Annotated in this window: 15 protein-coding genes; 14 read left to right on the top strand and 1 reads right to left on the bottom strand. The window is 37.2% G+C overall.

The features are described 5' to 3' along the window. Nucleotides 1-18: 18 nt before the first annotated feature. The 4 genes from rbfA (at nucleotide 19) to CLOCL_RS11935 (ending at nucleotide 3,464) form a co-directional block, all read left to right on the top strand. Nucleotides 19-366: a 30S ribosome-binding factor RbfA gene (rbfA, locus tag CLOCL_RS11950; RefSeq protein WP_014255595.1), complete on the top strand. Its 348-nt coding sequence runs from the start codon at nucleotides 19-21 to the stop codon at nucleotides 364-366. Between the two features lie 187 nt (nucleotides 367-553). After that, the gene (locus CLOCL_RS11945) at nucleotides 554-1,510 is read left to right on the top strand and encodes a DHH family phosphoesterase (protein ID WP_014255594.1); all 957 of its coding nucleotides are present in this window, start codon (nucleotides 554-556) and stop codon (nucleotides 1,508-1,510) included. A gap of 2 nt (nucleotides 1,511-1,512) precedes the next feature. Then, nucleotides 1,513-2,400, top strand: coding sequence for a tRNA pseudouridine(55) synthase TruB (gene truB / locus CLOCL_RS11940; RefSeq protein WP_014255593.1), 888 nt, complete (start codon nucleotides 1,513-1,515; stop codon nucleotides 2,398-2,400). Between the two features lie 128 nt (nucleotides 2,401-2,528). Further along, complete coding sequence (locus tag CLOCL_RS11935; RefSeq protein WP_014255592.1) at nucleotides 2,529-3,464, top strand: bifunctional riboflavin kinase/FAD synthetase; 936 nt, start codon at nucleotides 2,529-2,531, stop codon at nucleotides 3,462-3,464. Between the two features lie 28 nt (nucleotides 3,465-3,492). Here CLOCL_RS11935 and CLOCL_RS22570 read toward each other — a convergent pair whose 3' ends face one another. Continuing rightward, nucleotides 3,493-3,669, bottom strand: a complete 177-nt coding sequence (locus tag CLOCL_RS22570; RefSeq protein ID WP_014255591.1) for a hypothetical protein — start codon at nucleotides 3,667-3,669, stop codon at nucleotides 3,493-3,495. Nucleotides 3,670-3,949: 280 nt separating this feature from the next. Between CLOCL_RS22570 and CLOCL_RS11930 the strand changes: the two genes are divergently transcribed. The 10 genes from CLOCL_RS11930 (at nucleotide 3,950) to CLOCL_RS11880 (ending at nucleotide 18,850) form a co-directional block, all read left to right on the top strand. Next, nucleotides 3,950-5,449 (top strand): carbohydrate-binding protein, encoded by a 1,500-nt coding sequence (locus CLOCL_RS11930; protein WP_014255590.1) that lies wholly within the window; start codon nucleotides 3,950-3,952, stop codon nucleotides 5,447-5,449. A 749-nt stretch (nucleotides 5,450-6,198) separates the two neighbouring features. After that, nucleotides 6,199-7,362 (top strand): serine hydrolase domain-containing protein, encoded by a 1,164-nt coding sequence (locus CLOCL_RS11925; protein WP_014255589.1) that lies wholly within the window; start codon nucleotides 6,199-6,201, stop codon nucleotides 7,360-7,362. A gap of 168 nt (nucleotides 7,363-7,530) precedes the next feature. Beyond that, nucleotides 7,531-9,012 carry an alpha-N-arabinofuranosidase gene (locus tag CLOCL_RS11920; protein WP_014255588.1) on the top strand — a complete coding sequence of 494 codons (1,482 nt, stop codon included), beginning with the start codon at nucleotides 7,531-7,533 and terminating at the stop codon, nucleotides 9,010-9,012. Nucleotides 9,013-9,076: 64 nt separating this feature from the next. Next, a complete protein-coding gene (locus CLOCL_RS11915; RefSeq protein WP_014255587.1) occupies nucleotides 9,077-9,361 on the top strand; it encodes a DUF6171 family protein in 285 nt (94 codons plus the stop codon). A 63-nt stretch (nucleotides 9,362-9,424) separates the two neighbouring features. After that, nucleotides 9,425-10,933 (top strand): GH39 family glycosyl hydrolase, encoded by a 1,509-nt coding sequence (locus CLOCL_RS11910; protein ID WP_014255586.1) that lies wholly within the window; start codon nucleotides 9,425-9,427, stop codon nucleotides 10,931-10,933. A gap of 75 nt (nucleotides 10,934-11,008) precedes the next feature. Then, entirely contained in the window at nucleotides 11,009-12,433 is a 1,425-nt protein-coding gene (locus CLOCL_RS11905; RefSeq protein ID WP_014255585.1) for a family 43 glycosylhydrolase, read from the top strand. 373 nt (nucleotides 12,434-12,806) lie between these two features. Beyond that, the gene (locus CLOCL_RS21640) at nucleotides 12,807-15,194 is read left to right on the top strand and encodes an endo-1,4-beta-xylanase (RefSeq protein WP_014255584.1); all 2,388 of its coding nucleotides are present in this window, start codon (nucleotides 12,807-12,809) and stop codon (nucleotides 15,192-15,194) included. Between the two features lie 323 nt (nucleotides 15,195-15,517). After that, the gene (locus CLOCL_RS11890; RefSeq protein WP_014255583.1) at nucleotides 15,518-17,113 is read left to right on the top strand and encodes a xylulokinase; all 1,596 of its coding nucleotides are present in this window, start codon (nucleotides 15,518-15,520) and stop codon (nucleotides 17,111-17,113) included. 18 nt (nucleotides 17,114-17,131) lie between these two features. Continuing rightward, nucleotides 17,132-17,836 carry an L-ribulose-5-phosphate 4-epimerase gene (locus tag CLOCL_RS11885; RefSeq protein WP_014255582.1) on the top strand — a complete coding sequence of 235 codons (705 nt, stop codon included), beginning with the start codon at nucleotides 17,132-17,134 and terminating at the stop codon, nucleotides 17,834-17,836. Nucleotides 17,837-17,911: 75 nt separating this feature from the next. Continuing rightward, the gene (locus CLOCL_RS11880) at nucleotides 17,912-18,850 is read left to right on the top strand and encodes a dockerin type I domain-containing protein (RefSeq protein ID WP_014255581.1); all 939 of its coding nucleotides are present in this window, start codon (nucleotides 17,912-17,914) and stop codon (nucleotides 18,848-18,850) included. Nucleotides 18,851-19,026: the final 176 nt, after the last annotated feature.

Below are 19,026 nucleotides of genomic sequence, written 5' to 3'. Positions count from 1 at the left end.
TAAAACAGGAGTGGTTTTATGGATAGAACAGCAAGAATCTCAGAAGAGATGAAGAGGGAGATAAGCTCAATAATACAGAATGAACTTAAAGACCCAAGGCTTTCAAGTCTTATTAGTGTGACCAATGTAAATGTTACAAAAGATTTGCGTTATGCCAAAGTTTATGTCAGTATAATGGGAAATGAAGAGGAAAAAAAGAATTCACTTGAGGGTTTGAAAAGTGCTGCCGGATTTATTAGACGTGAAGTGGGGCATAGAATTCAGTTGAGATATACTCCGGAAGTTCAGTTTGAGTTGGATAATTCAATTGAACATGGGGCATATATATCAAAGCTGATTGACGAAACAGTCAAAAAGGAAAACTAGCAGTAATTAAGATTAAAAATGTTGTATGTAAGGATTTTTACACAGCTTGTAACGGTTTGTTAACTTTGTAAGGTTGGGGGTGTGACCTCAACCTTACAATAATATACACCATTTTTTATATATGAATTTTTAATTCTTAAATTCGGGTAAATTTGAAAGAACCATATTTTTATTGAGAGGTATGAATATGATAGAAAAGGAGATTGTCAAATCTATAGAGAATGCAGAACGTATTGCAATCTTACCCCATGTTTTTGCCGATGGTGATGCTTTGGGTTCAAGTATCGCCTTGGCTTTGGCTTTGAGAAAGATAGGGAAACAGGTTAAAGTATACATTGAAGAAGAAATTCCGCACACCTTTGAATTTTTGCCGGGAAGAGAATATGTTGAAGTATACAGAGGCCAGATAGAGGATTATGACTTGGTGCTGATACTCGATACCGGTGATCTTGAAAGGCTCGGAAAACGGGTTGAGATATTTAACAGTATAAAACATACGGTAAACATTGACCACCATACTACAAATACTGAATTTGCATCAGTAAACCTTGTGAATACAAAAGCTGCTGCGGTAGGCGAATTAATTTACCAATTGATTAAAAGCATGGAAATAAGTTTGGATCAGGATATATCCACTTGTCTCTATGTAGCTGTTGCTACAGATACAGGCGGGTTCAGATACAGCAATACAACAGCATTGACTCATCAAATTACAGCTGATTTGATAAATAATGGTGTGGATGTATCGAAAATCTCGCAAATAGTTTTCGAGACAGTTCCATATAAAAAGGTTAAATTGATGGGACTTGCTATAGATACTATTGAGATTTCGGAAAATGGAAAGTTGGCATTTATATCGGTAACTGAGGAAATGATGAAGAAAACCGATGCTTCTGAGGAAGATTGTGACGGTTTAGTAAATATAGCTAGAAATATTGAAGGGGTTGAAGTGGCTGTTTTGGTTAGACAGCGGAGTAAGGATGAATTCAAAATTAATTTCCGTTCTCAGAACTATGTGGATGTATCCGCTATTGCACGCAAGTACTCTGGAGGAGGTCATATGAAAGCTGCAGGGTGTACTTTAAAGGGGAATATGGAAGAAATAAAACAAATGCTGAAAAAGGATATAAAGGAAGTTCTGTAATTATGGATGGAATACTTAACATACTGAAGCCGCCAGGCATGACTTCCTTCGATGTGGTTGCGTATTTGAGAAGACTGCTTAAGGAAAAAAAGATTGGACACACAGGAACATTGGATCCGGGAGCAGTAGGGGTTTTACCGGTATGTATCGGAAAGGCCACCAAAACTATAGAGTATTTAACCGATAAAGATAAGGAATACCGTGCAGAACTTACTCTTGGTATATCCACAGACACTCAGGACAGCTATGGAAATGTTTTGAAAAAGTGTGATGTCAATATAGAGAAGGAAGAGATATATAAGGCCATAATGAGTTTTGTTGGAGAATACAATCAGATACCGCCTATGTATTCTGCTGTCAAGGTTGAGGGCAAAAAGCTTTATGAACTTGCCAGAGATGGTATTACCATAGAAAGGGCTCCGAGGAAGGTTGCCATACATTCTATAGATATCGTAAATATAAAAGATAATAGGGTAATATTCGATGTGGTATGTTCTAAAGGTACTTATATAAGAACTTTGTGTTCAGATATCGGAGAAAAGCTTGGCTGCGGAGGCCATATGTCTTTCTTGGTGAGGACAAGGTCAGGTAGTTTTAAATTGTCGGATTCCCTTACTCTTGAAGAAATATACGAGTTTTCAAAGGATAACTCTATAGAGGATAAACTGTTGCCAATTGAAAAGGTATTTGATGACTTGGAAAGAATTGATTTGAGTGATGTTGAAGCAAAAAAATTGATTAATGGGGCTTATGTTAAATTAAAGGGAGAGAACTATAAAAAAGGAAACATTATCAGAGCGTACGATGATAAAGGGAAATTTATAGGTATATGTGAAATTTTGCCTATAAAAGGCAGTTTATTGTTAAAAATTAAAAAGAAGTTTGGATAAGATGATTAATCAATTATACTATTACTTGTTATAGTTATATATTTTTCTATACAGAAGTGCTATTGCGATGGTTGCTCTACGACAGCGGGAAGCTGTTAATTATAATTTGGATGTAATAGGGGAATAGTATGAAAGTAATATATGGTAACAATCAACCTATAGAATTTACAAATCCTACCGGCATAGGACTGGGTAATTTTGATGGTTTGCATATTGCCCACATGGCTTTGATAAACACGCTGATAAACGAATCAAAGCAAAGAGGGCTTGAATCGGTTTTATACAGCTTTACCAAACATCCTGAAAATATTATAAGAAAAAAGCTGTTTACACCTCTGATAACTTCTACCGGCAAGAAGATAAAGCTGCTTGAACTTACCCAGCTGGATTACACATATTTTGAGGAGTTTGATGAGCAGTTTTCACGAATGAGTCCTGAAACTTTTGTAAAAGATATACTTGTGGACAGGTTTAAGATGAAATTGGCGGTTGCAGGCTATGATTACAGGTTTGGATATAAAGGACAGGGAGACGTTGCTTATCTTAAAGAACTGGGACAAAAGTACAACTACAAGGTAATAACTATTCCTGCGATTAAAGTGGACGATGAAATTGTCAGCAGCACACTTATAAGAAAATATGTTAAGAAAGGTGATATGGAGAGTGCTTTTAAGCTGTTGGGAAGGCATTATTCAATAACCGGTGTCGTTGAAAAAGGTAAACGGATAGGGAATACATTAGGTTTTCCTACTGCCAATATTTATCCGGAAGAATATCTTTTAATGCCGTTGGACGGAGTATATGTTACCCGCACGTTGTTAGACGGCAAAATATATAACAGTATAACCAATATCGGCAATAACCCGACTTTCAGTGAGCAAAAAAAGTCTATTGAGACTTATATTTTAGATTATAGCGGAAATATTTACGGAAAGGATATTGAAGTTTTTTTCCTTAAAAAAATAAGAGGTGAGAAAAAGTTTAACTCAATAGATGAGTTGGTTGAGCAGATTAGAAGAGACATTGAGAAGGCAAGACAGTATTTTATAGATTTTAAAAAGTAAAAGGGGAGAAGCTGAAAGCTTCTCCGCACTAGCATCGACTTTTTTTCCACATATATCCCAAGAGCATGCCGTTTATAAAGCTGAATGCCAAAATTCCTGCAGCTGCAAAAGCACTTAAATTTAATATGTTTTCCTCATTTTCTTTTTCCTTGCTGTTTTTTGTATGAGTCCTTGGATGTTTTCTGTAATACTTGTTTTGAATCATTGGCTATCCCTCCGAATATTATTATTTTCAATTACATTTTTTTTATGTTTTATTATTTATGTCATATTTTTAAACATAGATTATACAAAATGATTCAACAAATTTCCAAATTTGGCATCGAAAAATAAAAAGCATATTGCTAATTTTGCATAATTATAGTAATATCTAAGTAAACGGTTTAGTAAAACGGTTTCTTAGATCTTTTGATTTATTATTTTTATTTTTTATTTTATAGAGTGAATAATAAAATAAATATAAATTTAAGTAGGGGGTATTAATTATGCAAAAAAGAATTGTCAGTCTTGTATTGGCTTTAGCGTGCTTTTTTACGCTGGCAAAGGCTACAACAGTGACGACGTCAGCTGCGCCACCTTCAGGATTTGACCAGTATAGGAGTAATATTCCCCATGGTAAAGTGGAAGAAATAACATATTACTCCACCACAACAAAGACTAACCGCAAAGCAACGGTTTATACTCCTCCGGGATATACAACCAGCCAAAAGTATAATGTACTTTATTTGCTGCATGGTATAGGCGGAGATCATCAAGAGTGGTTAAACGGCGGCAGTCCTCAAAACATTCTCGACAATCTCTATGCTGAAAACAAAATTGCTCCAATGATTGTAGTTATGCCAAATGGGCGCGCTATGGCAGACGACAGACCGATTGGTGATATTTATTCACCGGAGAAACAAGCAGCTTTTAATAATTTCCAATATGACCTTATAAATGACTTAATACCCTACATAGAATCCAAATACTCTGTAGCTAAAGATCGAGAAAACCGTGCAATTGCTGGACTATCAATGGGCGGAGGCCAAGCTTTAAACTTTGGATTGAAATACATGGATTATTTTGCTTATACCGGCGGATTTTCACCGGCACCGAATACTCAATCGCCGAGTGCGCTGGTATCTAATCCTTCACTTATAAGAGAAAAGATGAAAGTAATTTATATTTCATGCGGTGAACAGGATAGCTTATTCTCTATAGCTAAGGGAGTTCATGATTACATGACACAGGTGAATGTTCCACATGTTTGGTATCAAGCTCCCGGTAATCATGACTTTGTGTTCTGGAAAGATAGTTTGTATCAATATGTACAGTTAATATTTAAGAATACAACGACACCTACTGCTACACCTACAATACCGACTAATACACCAGTTCCAACTATCAAATCTGCCTTTGATAAAATTGAAGCTGAGAATTTTGACAGCAAAAACGCCAGAGAATTAAGCATAATAGATACTGTTAATGGCGGAAAAGGTATAGGTTACATTAATAATGGAGATTATGCGGTATATAAGAGTGTAGATTTTAAAAATGGTGCCAACTCATTCAAAGCTCTTGTTGCAAGTTCTCTTACTTCCACTGTTGAATTGAGGTTAAACAGTCCGACCGGTACATTAATAGGCAAGCTGTCTATTAGTGCAACAGGAGGTTGGAATAACTATGAGGAGCAAACTTGTACCATTAGCAATGTTACTGGAGTAAATGACTTATATCTTGTATTTTCCGGTCCTGTGAATATTGACTGGTTTAAATTTGATGGAGGCACTAATACGACAATAGGGCTTGGAGATTTAGATGGTGATGGGTATGTCACTTCAGTGGATTTGGCGCTGCTTAAGAGACATTTGCTTGGCATGGGCTATCTAACGGGAGAAAGTTTAGCCAAAGCTGATGTGAATCGTGATGGTGATGTAAACTCTTTGGACTTTGCATATCTTAAAGCGGCTATATTGGGAATTATAGTTGATTCACCGGATCTATAGTTATAATACTATAAAACTAATATCTATTGTAAAAAAGTCTGCCCAGACACTGCCAGGATATTTATCCCTTTGCTTTGAGCAAGGGATAAATATCTTATGGCAGGATTAAATTATAGTATGAATAGGCAATTGCTGATTATTTATTTGTGGAAAATATAAGTTTGTCAGGTTAGAATTATTTATATTATGATATGAGTAAATGTTTTTAAATATAATAAAATAAACATAAAAAAGTTTTGCGGTTGCCTTTTCATGTTATGTATTATGTGATATTATATTTTATGTTTGGTTATTTGATTTACTTACATAAAAAATACACTTTCTTAAACATTTTCTTGAAATCTTTAGCGTACAATTTTTCATGATATGTATATACTAAGCTCCGCATATTATGCAATAATTTTGTTCAATTTTTTTTTGGGTATGTTTCTTTTATTTATTTCTGATATCCCAGCCCAAGGGACGAAAACTGAAAGATTATATTGGACAGCTGTGAGATAATGAGCGTTGGAAATGTGTATCAGCTGTTAATATGGATAAATATCGATTATATAATGAAAATGTTATTATTGCCTATACGTAACCGGTTTACTAAACCGGTTACGTATAGGTTGAATTTATTTGATTTACATGTTATGATTGCTGATGAAAAGTGATAAATATTAAAATTAGGTAAATCTTATATCAAAAAATTTATTTAAAGGCGAAAAATACAATAAATTGTTTATATACAGAAGGAGATACATAATATGGCGAGTTTTGAAAATTTGTCTGCGATGCTGAAACAATTCGTAGAAAACGGTTTGCCGGGTTGCGGATGTGCGGTTGCAAAAGATGGAAAGATATTATATGAGGGATATTTCGGATATGCCGACCTGGAAGAAAAAAGACCTGTTACTGAAGATACCGTATATCGGTTGTATTCCCTAACCAAAGTGGTTATTTGCACGGCAGCCATGATGTTATTTGAAAGGGGCAAGTTTTTATTAAATGAGCCCATTTATGAATATTTCCCGGAATATAGGGATACTTGTGTGGCAGTCACAGAACCGAACGGAAACATCCATATTGAAAGAGCAAAAAATCCCATATTAATAAAGCATGCTTTATGTATGTCCGCCGGATTACCATATCATTTCGGAGAGTCTTTTTCAGCCCGTCAAATGAGAAAAGTAAAAGATGAATTAACCCAAAAATACGGGAAATATGATATAGTTACTGAGGTAAAGGCTATGGCAAGCGTACCTGTTCAATTTGAGCCAGGTACTCACTGGTTGTATGGCTATGGACATGATATAATAGCCGCACTGATTCAAGTGATATCGGGGAAAACTGTGGGACAGTTTTTGCAGGATGAGATATTTGGACCTTTGGATATGAAAGATACCGGATACCGTTTCCGTGGAGATATAGAATCGAGGATGATTTCGTTTTATAGGAAAAATGACAAAGGTGAGATGGAGAAAATACCTGGTTTTGAAGATAGATTGCATCAGCCGGATGCTGTGTATGAAGCAGGAGGTTTTGGCCTTTATTCTACGGTTAAAGATTACTTAAAATTTTCTCAGATGTTAGCAAACAATGGAATTTATAATGGAAAAAGAATAATCGGCAGAAAAACTATAGATTTAATGAGAACAAATCATTTAAATGAAGTACAGCTAAAGGACTTTAGAAATTCGTATCTGGCGGGTTACGGATATGGATTGGGAGTTAGAACACTAATGAGTACCAGTGACGGACATTCCAACGGTTCGATTGGGGAATTCGGATGGACCGGAGTAGCCGGAACTTATGTAAGTATTGATCCTCAGGAAGGTTTTTCTATTGTCTATATGCATCAAATGGATCCAAACATGGAAGAATATCATCATCTAAGAGTAAGAGCAGTTGCTAATGGCTGCCTTGACTGATAGGTTAAAAGCCTTTAAGTCAATAAAATATTTCAGAAGACTGGAATACTGATTATGTATAAGCAATCAAAATTAAACAGAGGATGTATATAGGAATGTATAGAGCTTTATAATCAGATATAAGCTGTAATAGAAATAAAATATGTATGAAGGCAAGGAGGATTTAAAATGCTGAAAGCTATAGTAAATGCGGATATTAAGAAGGGAAAGATAAACAAAAATATATACGGACATTTTTCGGAACATCTCGGAAGATGTATTTATGAAGGAATATGGGTTGGAGAAGACTCTGAGATTCCAAACATAAAAGGATACCGTATCGATGTGCTTGAAGCACTGAAAAAATTGAAAGTGCCTGTCTTAAGGTGGCCGGGCGGATGTTTTGCGGATGAATATCATTGGATGGATGGAATTGGTCCAAGGGAGAAGAGACCTTGCATGATTAATACCCATTGGGGTGGCGTGGTTGAAAATAACCACTTCGGAACCCATGAGTTTATGGAATTCTGTGAAATGATTGGAGCTGAACCCTATATTTCCGGTAATCTCGGAAGCGGTACAGTGCAAGAAATGCAGCAGTGGGTAGAATATATTACCTTTGACGGAAAATCACCGATGGCAGATTTGAGAAGGGCAAACGGAAGAGAAGAGCCGTGGAAGTTAAAATACTTCGGTATTGGAAATGAAAACTGGGGATGCGGTGGAAATATGAGAGCGGAATATTACGCAGACCTTTATAAAAGATATGCAACTTATGTAAGGAATTTTGGTGACAATGTTATTTATAAGATTGCATGTGGTCCCAGTGCAGGGGATTATACATGGACGGAAGTTGTGATGAGAGAAGCAGGACATCTATTGAATGGATTAAGTCTGCATTACTATACTTTGCCGACAAATTCCTGGACAGGTTCAAAAGGTTCAGCTACTGAATTCGGTGAGGAAGAATGGTTTAAAACACTCAAACACACACTGGTTATGGAAGAATTGGTTACAAAACACAGTATCATCATGGATAAATATGATCCTGAGAAGAAAATTGGCTTGATTGTTGATGAATGGGGTGCATGGTACGATGTAGAACCGGGTACCAATCCGGGATTCCTCTATCAGCAGAATACGCTGAGAGATGCTTTGATAGCCGGTATTAATCTGAATATTTTCAATAACCATTGCGACAGAGTTCAAATGGCAAACATAGCTCAATTGGTCAATGTTCTTCAGGCGGTAATTCTTACTGAAGGCGATAAAATGCTTCTGACACCGACATATCATGTTTTTGACATGTATAAGGTTCATCAGGATGCAGACCTTCTGTCGGTTGAGTTTGAAAATATATATTATACCTATGGTGATGAAAAAATACCGCAGGTTAGCATTTCGTCATCCCAAGATAAAGACGGAAAAATCCATATTTCAATTTGTAATCTCAATCCTTCCCAGAGTGTTGATGTAGACTTTGAAATAAGGGGAACTGCAGTGCAGAAGGTAAAAGGACAGATAGTGACTGATCAGGAAATGAATGCAAGAAATACCTTTGAAGACAGTAATCGAATAAAAGTTGAAGTATTCAACGATGCAAAAATAGAAAATAACCATGCTGTATGTAAGATTCCGTCAAAATCCGTTGTGGTTTTGGAAATAGAATAATATTTTAGTGTATATAAATTTCATGAAAAAAAGATTTCCTAAAGCTTAAATTCGGAGATATTTTATGTCGGAAACCAAGTGCAAAAGTTGTAAAGAAAATGTCAGGGTCAAAAAGCAAATTTCGCAAGAAGAGATAAATGAGGCGATTGAGAAGCTTGCAAGGAATAAAAGTGTGCAATTTGTCAGTAGCGAAGTATACGAATTCAGGCTATTGCAATGCAAAAATTGTGAATATCTTGAATTCGGTACTACTTGCAGGCAATGCGGATGTATTGTTCAAATCAGGGCTAAGTTAAAAGATGCTCGATGTCCGATGTCGAAGCAAAACAGATGGAAATACAATCAATAATTGCTAGGTCGGTAGAATTATTTTGAACTATAGCAAAATAATTGACTTTAAAGGAGATTAAGTATGGTGAAAAAGATAGATGTGCCCGCATCGGGCAAACCTTTCAAAAATAATGCGAATTATTGTGTCGGTACAGGCAGGATGGGGCTGGCATTACAGCAAGAGTATGTAGAACATTTGAAGTTGGTTCAGGAGACATTGCATTTCCGTTATATACGCGGTCACGGTTTGTTTTGCGATGATATGGGTATATACCGTGAGTATGGAATGGACGGTAAAACCAGCACATTCTATAATTTTACCTACCTGGATCGGGTTATTGATACCTATTTGGAGAATAACATACGTCCGTTCCTGGAACTTGGTTTTATGCCTGAAAAGCTTAAAACTGGTGAACAAACAATATTTTATTGGAAAGGCAATGTGACGCCACCGTCTTCTTATGAAAAATGGGCAGAACTTATAATAAATACTTTAAATCACCTGATTGACAGATACGGCAGAGAAGAGGTTATTACCTGGCCGATTGAGGTGTGGAATGAACCGAATATACAGTTTTGGGCAGGTACCATGGAAGAATATTTCAAACTTTATGAATATTCAGCCAAAGCAGTAAAAAGCGTGGATGAACGCATTCAGGTGGGTGGTCCTGCAATTTGCGGTATTGACACTGAAAGATGGTTGAGATCGTTTTTTGAATTTTGTATAGAAAAGAATATGCCTTTAGACTTTATTACCCGTCATTGTTATACTGCCAACGAGCCTACCAACCGCGGGCATTATATATATCATACCATGATGGAACCGACACGTATGATTGATGAGCTAAAAGAAACTCGCAAGATTATGGCCGATTATCCGCAGATTGCAAATATGCCGCTTCATATTACAGAGTTTAATTCGTCTTATGTTCCGTTATGCCCTGTGCATGATACGGTTTTTAACGCGGCTTATGTCGCACGGATTTTGAGTGAAGCCGGAGAATATGCCGATTCCTATTCTTACTGGACCTTCAGTGATGTATTTGAGGAGATGGATGTTCCTAAGTCGGTATTTCATGGAGGATTTGGCTTAGTTGCACTCAACTCTATAAAAAAACCTACCTTTTATACCTTTGAGTTTTTCTCGAAAGCCGGTAATGAAATGCTGTACAGGGATGACAACCTGATTGTAACCAAAGGTGACGACAGATATGTTATTATCGGATGGAACTGGCATGATATGAGAGACGGCAAAACAGCACCGGATAAAGATTATGTGCTTACCATACCGTCTATCGGCAAACAGGCTATTCTTATAAAGAAAGAAGTAGGGGGATCCCATGCAAATCCTATGCAAACATGGAGCAACATGGGCAAACCTCGCACTCTCAACAAGGAACAGCTGAAGATACTTAAAGCTTCTGCAGAACCGCTTCAAACCGATTCAAAGCTCTTCGAGCAAAATGGAATCTATGAAGTGGAAGTAAAAATTCCATGCAACTACTTGTGTATGCTGGAAATTATTCCGGTAAAAGATGAGACAGAGACTTATTTGGGTTATGATCCTAATGAGTTTTACGGATTAAAATAAACTTTTAGGAAATTTAAAAGCGCAATATAGATCACCTATCTCTTTATTGTGATGATAGGAAAAGGAGTAATGAAAATGAACAAGAAAAAGCAAGGTTTTAATCCATATCTTCCGTCATGGGAGTATATTCCCGATGGAGAACCCTATGTGTTTGGCGATAGAGTATATGTTTACGGTTCACATGACCGTTTTAACGGACATGCGTATTGTTTGAACGATTATGTCTGCTGGTCGGCACCCGTTGATGACCTCACCGACTGGAGATATGAGGGTGTAATTTACAAGAAAACCGATGATCCCCTCAATCCCGATGGCAGAATGTGTCTTTATGCCCCCGATGTGACGGTGGGACCTGACGGCAGGTACTATTTGTACTATGTCCTGGACAAAGTTTCGGTTGTATCAGTGGCGGTATGTGATAAACCGGCAGGTAAGTATGAATTCTATGGATATGTGCACTATCCCGATGGTACCCGATTAGGCGAAAGGGACGGGGATCAGCCTCAATTTGACCCGGGAGTGCTGACCGAAGGTGATAAAACTTATTTGTATACCGGTTTTTGTCCTATCGGGGATAAATCAAGAAAAGGCCCTATGGTAACAGTACTTGGTCCGGATATGCTTACCATTGTGGAAGAACCGGTATTTATAGCACCCAGTGAGCCTTACAGCAAAGGCAGTGACTTTGAGGGACATGAATTTTTTGAGGCTTCTTCTATAAGAAAGAAAGGAGATACCTATTATTTTATTTATTCATCGGTTGCTATGCACGAACTTTGCTATGCCACAAGCAAAAGTCCGACAAAAGGCTTTAAATATCAGGGTGTGATAGTAAGTAACAATGACCTCCATATTGATTCCTATAAACCGGCAGACAAACCAATGTATTACGGTGGCAACAACCACGGCAGTATTGTTGAGATTAAAGGTAAATGGTATATATTCTACCATAGGCATACTAACGGAACAAATTTCAGCCGCCAGGGCTGTATTGAATCTATTGAGTTTAGGGAAGACGGCACTATTCCGCAGGTGGAGATGACGTCATGCGGCCCGAATGGAGGACCTCTTCCCGGAAAAGGAGAATATCCTGCCCATATAGCATGTAATTTATTCTGCAGACACGAGGAAAAATATACAGCGCCTCCGGGAGAGTGGATGGACTGCCGTTTTCCAAAGATAACTCAGGATGGGAAAGACGGTGATGAAGAACCGGGATACATTGCTAATATGAGAGATGGTGCTGTTGCCGGGTTCAAATATTTTGACTGTAAGGGAATAAAAAAGGTAACTATTAAAGTACGGGGATATTGCCGGGGAGAATTTTTAGTGAAGACTACTTGGAACGGTGAAGTCCTCGGAAAAATACCTGTTGATGATTTTACAAATATATGGACTGAGTATTCTGCGTTTATCGACATTCCGGATGGCATACAGGCATTATATTTCGAGTATTCCGGAGAGGGAGGGGCAAGTTTGCTGTCCTTTACTTTGGAATAAAAGGTTTGGTTTTGTCGAAAATCATGACCTTTAGGTGAAAAACTTAATAATTTGTTTGTAAAGGTATATATTTTTCCGGTATCTTAATTAATGTAAAGTGCTTTGTAATACTATCTGCAGCGATGATTTTAGTGATTAAAATATTATTGTTTTTGTTAGAAAATTATGTTATTATAGAAGTAACCGATTTAGTAAACCGGTTACTTCTTTTTTTAGTGCATGATTTCTCTAATTTAAAATTAGAGATCATTATAATAATCTCATAAATTATTGGAAGGGAGGAAGACGCAGTATGTAGCGATATGCTATGAAGGAAAGGGAGTATAAGGGGTTTGGATGAAAAAGATCATAAATAAAGAAAGGAGAGCAAAAAATGACTAAAAAATTAAAGGCATTTTTTTCAACCCTAATGTGTTGTACATTCTTGTTCACTTTGCTTCCGGCAAATGTGCAAGCAATGACGCTTACTAATAATGCTACAGGAACATATCAGGGTTATGACTATGAATACTGGAAAGATAGAGGTAATGGAACAATGACTCTTACAGGAGGAGGTACTTTTACTTGTTCCTGGAACAACATTAACAACATTCTGTTCCGTACCGGTAAAAAACTCGGATCACAAAAAACATATCAGGAATACGGAAATATATACATAGAATATGCTTGTGACTACAGACCAAATGGTAACTCATATCTTTCCGTTTATGGATGGACCCAGGGTCCTCTTGTAGAGTATTATATCATTGAGAGCTATGGTACCTGGAAGCCACCAGGAAGCAATCAGGTAAAAGGTTATGTTAACGCTGACGGCGGTACATACGAAATTTATCAAACAACCAGATACAATGCTCCATCCATTGAAGGAGACAAAACTTTCGATCAGTATTGGAGTGTTCGTACACAGAAACGTACAAGCGGAACCATATCTGTTCACGAGCACTTTAAGCAATGGGAAGCCAGAGGCATGAGAATGGGTAGGCTTTATGAAGTTTCCATGGTTGTTGAAGGATATCAGAGTAGCGGTCAAGCTAACATGACAAAAATGGACCTTATTATTGGCGGACAACCATCTACAACTTCAGCGCCAGCAACTTCTAAACCAGTAACTGAAAAAAATGCTTTCCAAAAAATTGAAGCAGAAGACTATGATGAGTTGGTTGGTTCTGAAGCAAGATCCATTGGTATGGGTATAGGATATATAAACAATGGTGACTATGCTGCATATAAGAGTGTGAATTTTGGAAACGGTGCAAGTTCTTTCAAAGCATATGTTGCAAACGGTAATAATAGCAACACAACTATTCAATTAAGATTAGGTGGTCCAAACGGAACTCTTATCGGTTCATTGTCCGTACCGTATACTGGCGGTTGGGATACATACGAAGAAATGACTGCTAATGTTAGCGGTGCTTCGGGTACCAAAGACTTGTATCTCTGCTTCAGCGGACCGGTAAACGTTGACTGGTTCTCATTTGGCACCGGCAGCCCTGTTCCTACTAATTCTGGAAATCCTGGTTCAAGGAAATATGGTGATTTAGACCTTGATGGACAAGTTACTGCTATAGACCTTGCAACATTTAAATCACATTTACTCGGTATGTCAACTCTTACTGGTGAAGCATTGGCAAATGCTGATGTTAGCGGAGACGGTGATGTAAACTCAATAGATATGGCAATTATTAAGCAATATTTGTTGGGTATGATATCAAAATTCCCTGCAGAAAATAATACACCTCCTTCAACACCAACTCCTGTTAAGACTCCACCTCCATCACCGCAAGGTACAGCATTGTATCAATTAGCTGCAGCAAAAGGTAAATATTTTGGTGCATGTATAAACAGTCCTTGGTTTAACAACCAAACTAATAGCACATACAATAACATTCTCAGAACAGAGTTCGGTATGGTTGTTGCTGAAAACGAAATGAAGTTCGATGCTTTAGAGCCATCTCAGAATAACTTCAACTGGTCAAAAGCTGATAAAATGATGGATTTTGCTAGAAGCAACAATATGAAAGTACGTGGACATACACTTGTATGGCATAGCCAGAACCCAGGTTGGGTTACAAGCGGAAGATGGAACCGTGATTCATTGATTTCAGTTATGAACAACCATATTAATAAAGTTTTGGGACGTTATAAAGGACAAATCTTAGAATGGGACGTTGTTAATGAGGTTATAGACGATGGAAACGGTTGGGGACTCAGAAACAACAGTGTTTGGAAGAGCAATATCGGTAACGATTTCGTAGAAATAGCATTCAGAACTGCAAGACAGGCTGACCCAGATGCACTTCTCTATTATAACGATTATAATATTGAAGACTTGGGTGGAAAAGCTAACGCTGCTTACAATTTGGTTAAGAGCTTGAAAGAAAAAGGAGTACCTATCGATGGTATAGGATTCCAGAGCCACTTTATCAGCGGAATGAGCGACCAAACATTTAGAGACATAGACACAAATGTTAAGAGATATGCAGCTTTAGGAGTAAAGGTATCCTTTACTGAAATAGATATAAGAATACCTGATAATGCAAATCAATATCAGGCATTCCAGACACAGGCAAACGAATATAGGAAGTTAATGGAAATTTGCCTCAATAATGACAACGTTACTACATTCGTATTGTGGGGATTCACTGACCAGCATACTTGGGTTCCACAAGTATTCCCTGGTTACGGAAGACCATTGATTTATGACAACAACTACAATCCAAAACCAGCTTACAACGCATTGAAAGAAATATTAATGCAGTAATTAATACTTCTGTTCTTCTTAAGACAGGCAGCATATTTATATGCTGCCGTCTTTAGAAGAACGTTATTTTGTTTAATAAAGTAAATTTATGTAATGTGTAGTTATTACTAAAGTATAAGATAAGAGCAATTTTCATATGTAAAACACTTTATTATTGCAGTTTATGCTGCTTATTTTTCTTATTGGTTGAAATAAAAAGGTATGCGGTTTGTTATAAAAGGTAATTTTTTAGGAATTATGATAATAAATAATATAAGAAATATAATAATAACAGGACTATTATATATTTAATATAAAAATATAATAACGGAAAGTGGTTATATATGGAGAAGATAAGACAATTTATTTCAGAAGGAAATGCAATTCTTGGAATTGAATTTGGTTCAACTCGTATTAAGGCTGTTCTATTAGGTGAAAATAATGAACCCATCGCAGTGGGAAGTCATGTTTGGGAAAATGAATACGTTGATAAAATATGGACTTACAGTATTGAAAGTATCTGGACAGGGCTGCAGGATTGTTATAGGAAACTGGCGGATAATGTAAAAGATTCTTATGGGGTTGAATTAACGAAACTTGCTGCCATTGGTATTAGTGCGATGATGCATGGGTATATGCCCTTTGATGAAAAGGGAGAATTGCTGGTTCCTTTCAGAACTTGGCGAAATACCATGACAGAAGAAGCTTGCAGCAAACTGACGGAATTGTTTAATTTCAATATACCGCAAAGATGGAGTATAGCTCATTTGTATCAGGCAATTTTGAACAAGGAAGAGCATGTCGGACGAATAAATTTCATCACAACACTTGCCGGGTATGTACACTGGAAATTAACCGGAGAAAAGGTGCTTGGAATATGTGACGCGTCTGGAATGTTCCCGATTGATATTTCGACTAAGGACTACAATAAACAAATGCTTAAACAATTTGATGAACTGATAGCAGAAAAAAATTATCCTTGGAAGATATCCGAGATTTTACCTAAAGTTTTGGTGGCAGGTGAAGAAGCAGGAACCCTTACAGAGGCTGGCGCAAAGCTTCTTGATACTTCCGGTAAGCTACAGGCCGGTATTCCTTTATGCCCTCCTGAAGGCGATGCGGGAACAGGAATGGTGGCTACCAATTCAGTAGCAAAGCGAACTGGAAATATTTCTGCAGGTACATCAATTTTTGCAATGATTGTATTGGAAAAGGAATTGGAAAAAGTTCATACGGAAATAGATATTGTTACAACGCCTGTCGGGGACCAGGTAGCGATGGTACATTGTAATAACTGTACCTCTGACATCAATGCCTGGGTAAATATATTCAAGGAGTTTTCGGAGGCTATTGGTGTAAAGGTTGAAACGGATGTCCTTTACAAAACATTGTTTATGAAAGCCTTGGAAGGAGATGCTGACTGTGGCGGATTGCTTTCTTATAATTATTTTTCGGGAGAGCATCTGACAGGATTTGAAGAAGGCAGACCCTTATTTGTACGTACACCGGAAAGCAAGTTTAACCTTGGAAATTTCATGCGGCTTCATATAAGTTCCTCGCTGGCTTCATTAAAAATAGGTTTGGATATTTTGCTTAATGAAGAAAAGGTAAAAATAGATGAAATTTTTGCCCATGGCGGTCTATTTATGACCAAAGATGTGGCACAGAGTATTTTGGCTGGTGCTATTAATGTACCGGTTTCGGTTATGTCCACAGTTGGAGAAGGCGGTGCCTGGGGTATTGCCTTGCTTGCAGCGTATATGAAGAGAAGAGATGAAGAACAAACTTTGGAGGATTATCTTTCAGAAAAGGTATTTCAAGGAGAGTCGGTAAGTAAAGCAGAGCCAAATTCCAAAGATAGGGAAGGCTTTGAAGTATTTATGCGACGTTATTCCAAAGGATTAGCAATTGAAAGAGCTGCAGTTGAATATTTAGATTAATTAGACAGGAGAAGGTATATGCTGGAGAGTTTAAAACAGAGTGTTTTAGAAGCTAATTTGGATTTGCCCAAATACAATCTGGTTACTTTTACATGGGGAAATGTAAGTGCTATTGACAGAAATCAGGGACTTATAGTTATTAAACCTAGCGGAGTACCCTATGAAAAACTATCCCTGGAAAGTATGGTTGTTGTCGATTTAGAGGGAAAGGTGGTTGAAGGTAGATATTCACCTTCTTCAGATACACCGACCCATATTGAACTTTATAAAGCATTTCCTGAAATTGGAGGAATTGTCCATACCCATTCTTCACATGCAACTGCTTGGGCTCAAGCATGCAGAGATATTCCAATTTACGGTACGACCCATGCTGATTACTTTTTAGGTGAAGTTCCTTGCACCAGAAGTCTTACAGAGGAGGAAATTGAATCGGGGTATGAGAAAAACACTGGGCTTGTTATAGTGGAAACCTTTAAAACAAAGAACAAGAACCCTGTATATACCCCCGGAGTTATATGCGCTAACCATGGACCTTTTGCATGGGGTAAGGATGCCCATGAAGCCGTTCATAATTCAGTTGTATTGGAAGAAGTTGCAAAAATGGCTTATATGACAGAGTGTATTAATAAAAATGCAAAAGAGGCGCCTGTTTACCTTCAAAATAAGCATTTTTACCGAAAACACGGAGCTAATGCCTATTATGGGCAAAAAGAATTGCTTTAGTTTAACGGAAACTGCTTTTCATAAAGTCGGAAAATAAAGAACAAGAGGGGTAAAATTATTTTAGAGGTGGAGTATATGTACAATTTTAAATTAAAAGTAAAAAAAATACTGTTTTCGGCATTTTTGATCGGCGCCATAGTTGGAAACATGTTTACAGCAGTGCCGGCTCAATCGGCACCAATAAAAATAATGCCTGTAGGTGATTCTTGTACCGAAGGTATGGGAGACCCATATATGGGAGGCTATCGTACAGAATTATACAATCTGTATAAAAATGCAGGCCTCAATTTTGATTTTGTCGGGTCAAACCAGCAGGGTCCAAGTTCTTTGCCCGATAGGGATAATGAAGGACATTCCGGTTGGACCATTCCTCAAATTGCGAGCAATATCGACAACTGGTTAAATACGTACAATCCCGATGTAGTTCTTTTGTGGATTGGCGGAAATGATATATTGCAGACAGGTAGGATGAACACTACCGGTCTTAGCAATTTGATAGACCAAATTTTCAGAAATAAACCCAATATAAAATTATTTGTAGCCAACTATTACCCATGGCCTGATGTTGTAAAGCCATATAATGAGGCTATTCCGGGAATAGTACAGCAGAAAGCCAGTGAAGGTAAAAGCGTATATTTTGTTAAGCTTAGTGATGTGCAATTTTCACCATCCGTTGATTTGTCTTCCGACGGTTTACATTTAAACCCTGGTGGCTATAGTAAAATTGCTAAAATATGGTTTGAAAGTACCATTTCTGTTCTAAGGGAAATGTCAAATGGTCCTGTTCCCACACCAACCCCATCCTTCAATGTAAAAAAGGGGGATGTAAATGGTGATGGAGATGTGAATTCCATAGATTTTGCGTACTTAAAGAGATATCTGCTTGGTATGGATTCATCGTTCCCATCTCCTTACGGTAGTATTGCAGCTGATCTCAATAACGACGGTAGGATTGATTCTATCGATTATGCACATTTGAAACTTATATTGCTTGGAATGTACTATGAAAATTAGCCTGAAAATATAGTTTTATTGATTTTAAATATATTGCTATTAATATAAATTTATGATACTATGAAAGAAAATGGATAATAAGTTGTCAAATAATATCGGAATTTGGAACTAAACCTTTCTATGTACTATTCTTTGGACTGTTCATGTAATTATAGTATTTATATCGCATACATCCA

The organism is Acetivibrio clariflavus DSM 19732 (assembly GCF_000237085.1).
Taxonomy (GTDB): Bacteria; Bacillota; Clostridia; order Acetivibrionales; family Acetivibrionaceae; genus Acetivibrio; species Acetivibrio clariflavus.
This window is presented reverse-complemented; position numbering and strand designations above follow the sequence as displayed.

Excerpts from the sequence above, each read along its gene's own strand:
- truB (WP_014255593.1), top strand. The coding sequence starts at position 1,513 with ATGGATGGAATACTTAACATACTGAAGCCGCCAGGCATGACTTCCTTC.
- CLOCL_RS11890 (WP_014255583.1), top strand. The coding sequence starts at position 15,518 with ATGGAGAAGATAAGACAATTTATTTCAGAAGGAAATGCAATTCTTGGA.
- CLOCL_RS21640 (WP_014255584.1), top strand. The coding sequence starts at position 12,807 with ATGACTAAAAAATTAAAGGCATTTTTTTCAACCCTAATGTGTTGTACA.
- CLOCL_RS22570 (WP_014255591.1), bottom strand. The coding sequence starts at position 3,669 with ATGATTCAAAACAAGTATTACAGAAAACATCCAAGGACTCATACAAAA.
- CLOCL_RS11915 (WP_014255587.1), top strand. The coding sequence starts at position 9,077 with ATGTCGGAAACCAAGTGCAAAAGTTGTAAAGAAAATGTCAGGGTCAAA.
- CLOCL_RS11930 (WP_014255590.1), top strand. The coding sequence starts at position 3,950 with ATGCAAAAAAGAATTGTCAGTCTTGTATTGGCTTTAGCGTGCTTTTTT.
- CLOCL_RS11920 (WP_014255588.1), top strand. The coding sequence starts at position 7,531 with ATGCTGAAAGCTATAGTAAATGCGGATATTAAGAAGGGAAAGATAAAC.
- CLOCL_RS11925 (WP_014255589.1), top strand. The coding sequence starts at position 6,199 with ATGGCGAGTTTTGAAAATTTGTCTGCGATGCTGAAACAATTCGTAGAA.
- CLOCL_RS11910 (WP_014255586.1), top strand. The coding sequence starts at position 9,425 with ATGGTGAAAAAGATAGATGTGCCCGCATCGGGCAAACCTTTCAAAAAT.
- CLOCL_RS11935 (WP_014255592.1), top strand. The coding sequence starts at position 2,529 with ATGAAAGTAATATATGGTAACAATCAACCTATAGAATTTACAAATCCT.
- CLOCL_RS11885 (WP_014255582.1), top strand. The coding sequence starts at position 17,132 with ATGCTGGAGAGTTTAAAACAGAGTGTTTTAGAAGCTAATTTGGATTTG.
- CLOCL_RS11945 (WP_014255594.1), top strand. The coding sequence starts at position 554 with ATGATAGAAAAGGAGATTGTCAAATCTATAGAGAATGCAGAACGTATT.
- CLOCL_RS11905 (WP_014255585.1), top strand. The coding sequence starts at position 11,009 with ATGAACAAGAAAAAGCAAGGTTTTAATCCATATCTTCCGTCATGGGAG.
- CLOCL_RS11880 (WP_014255581.1), top strand. The coding sequence starts at position 17,912 with ATGTACAATTTTAAATTAAAAGTAAAAAAAATACTGTTTTCGGCATTT.
- rbfA (WP_014255595.1), top strand. The coding sequence starts at position 19 with ATGGATAGAACAGCAAGAATCTCAGAAGAGATGAAGAGGGAGATAAGC.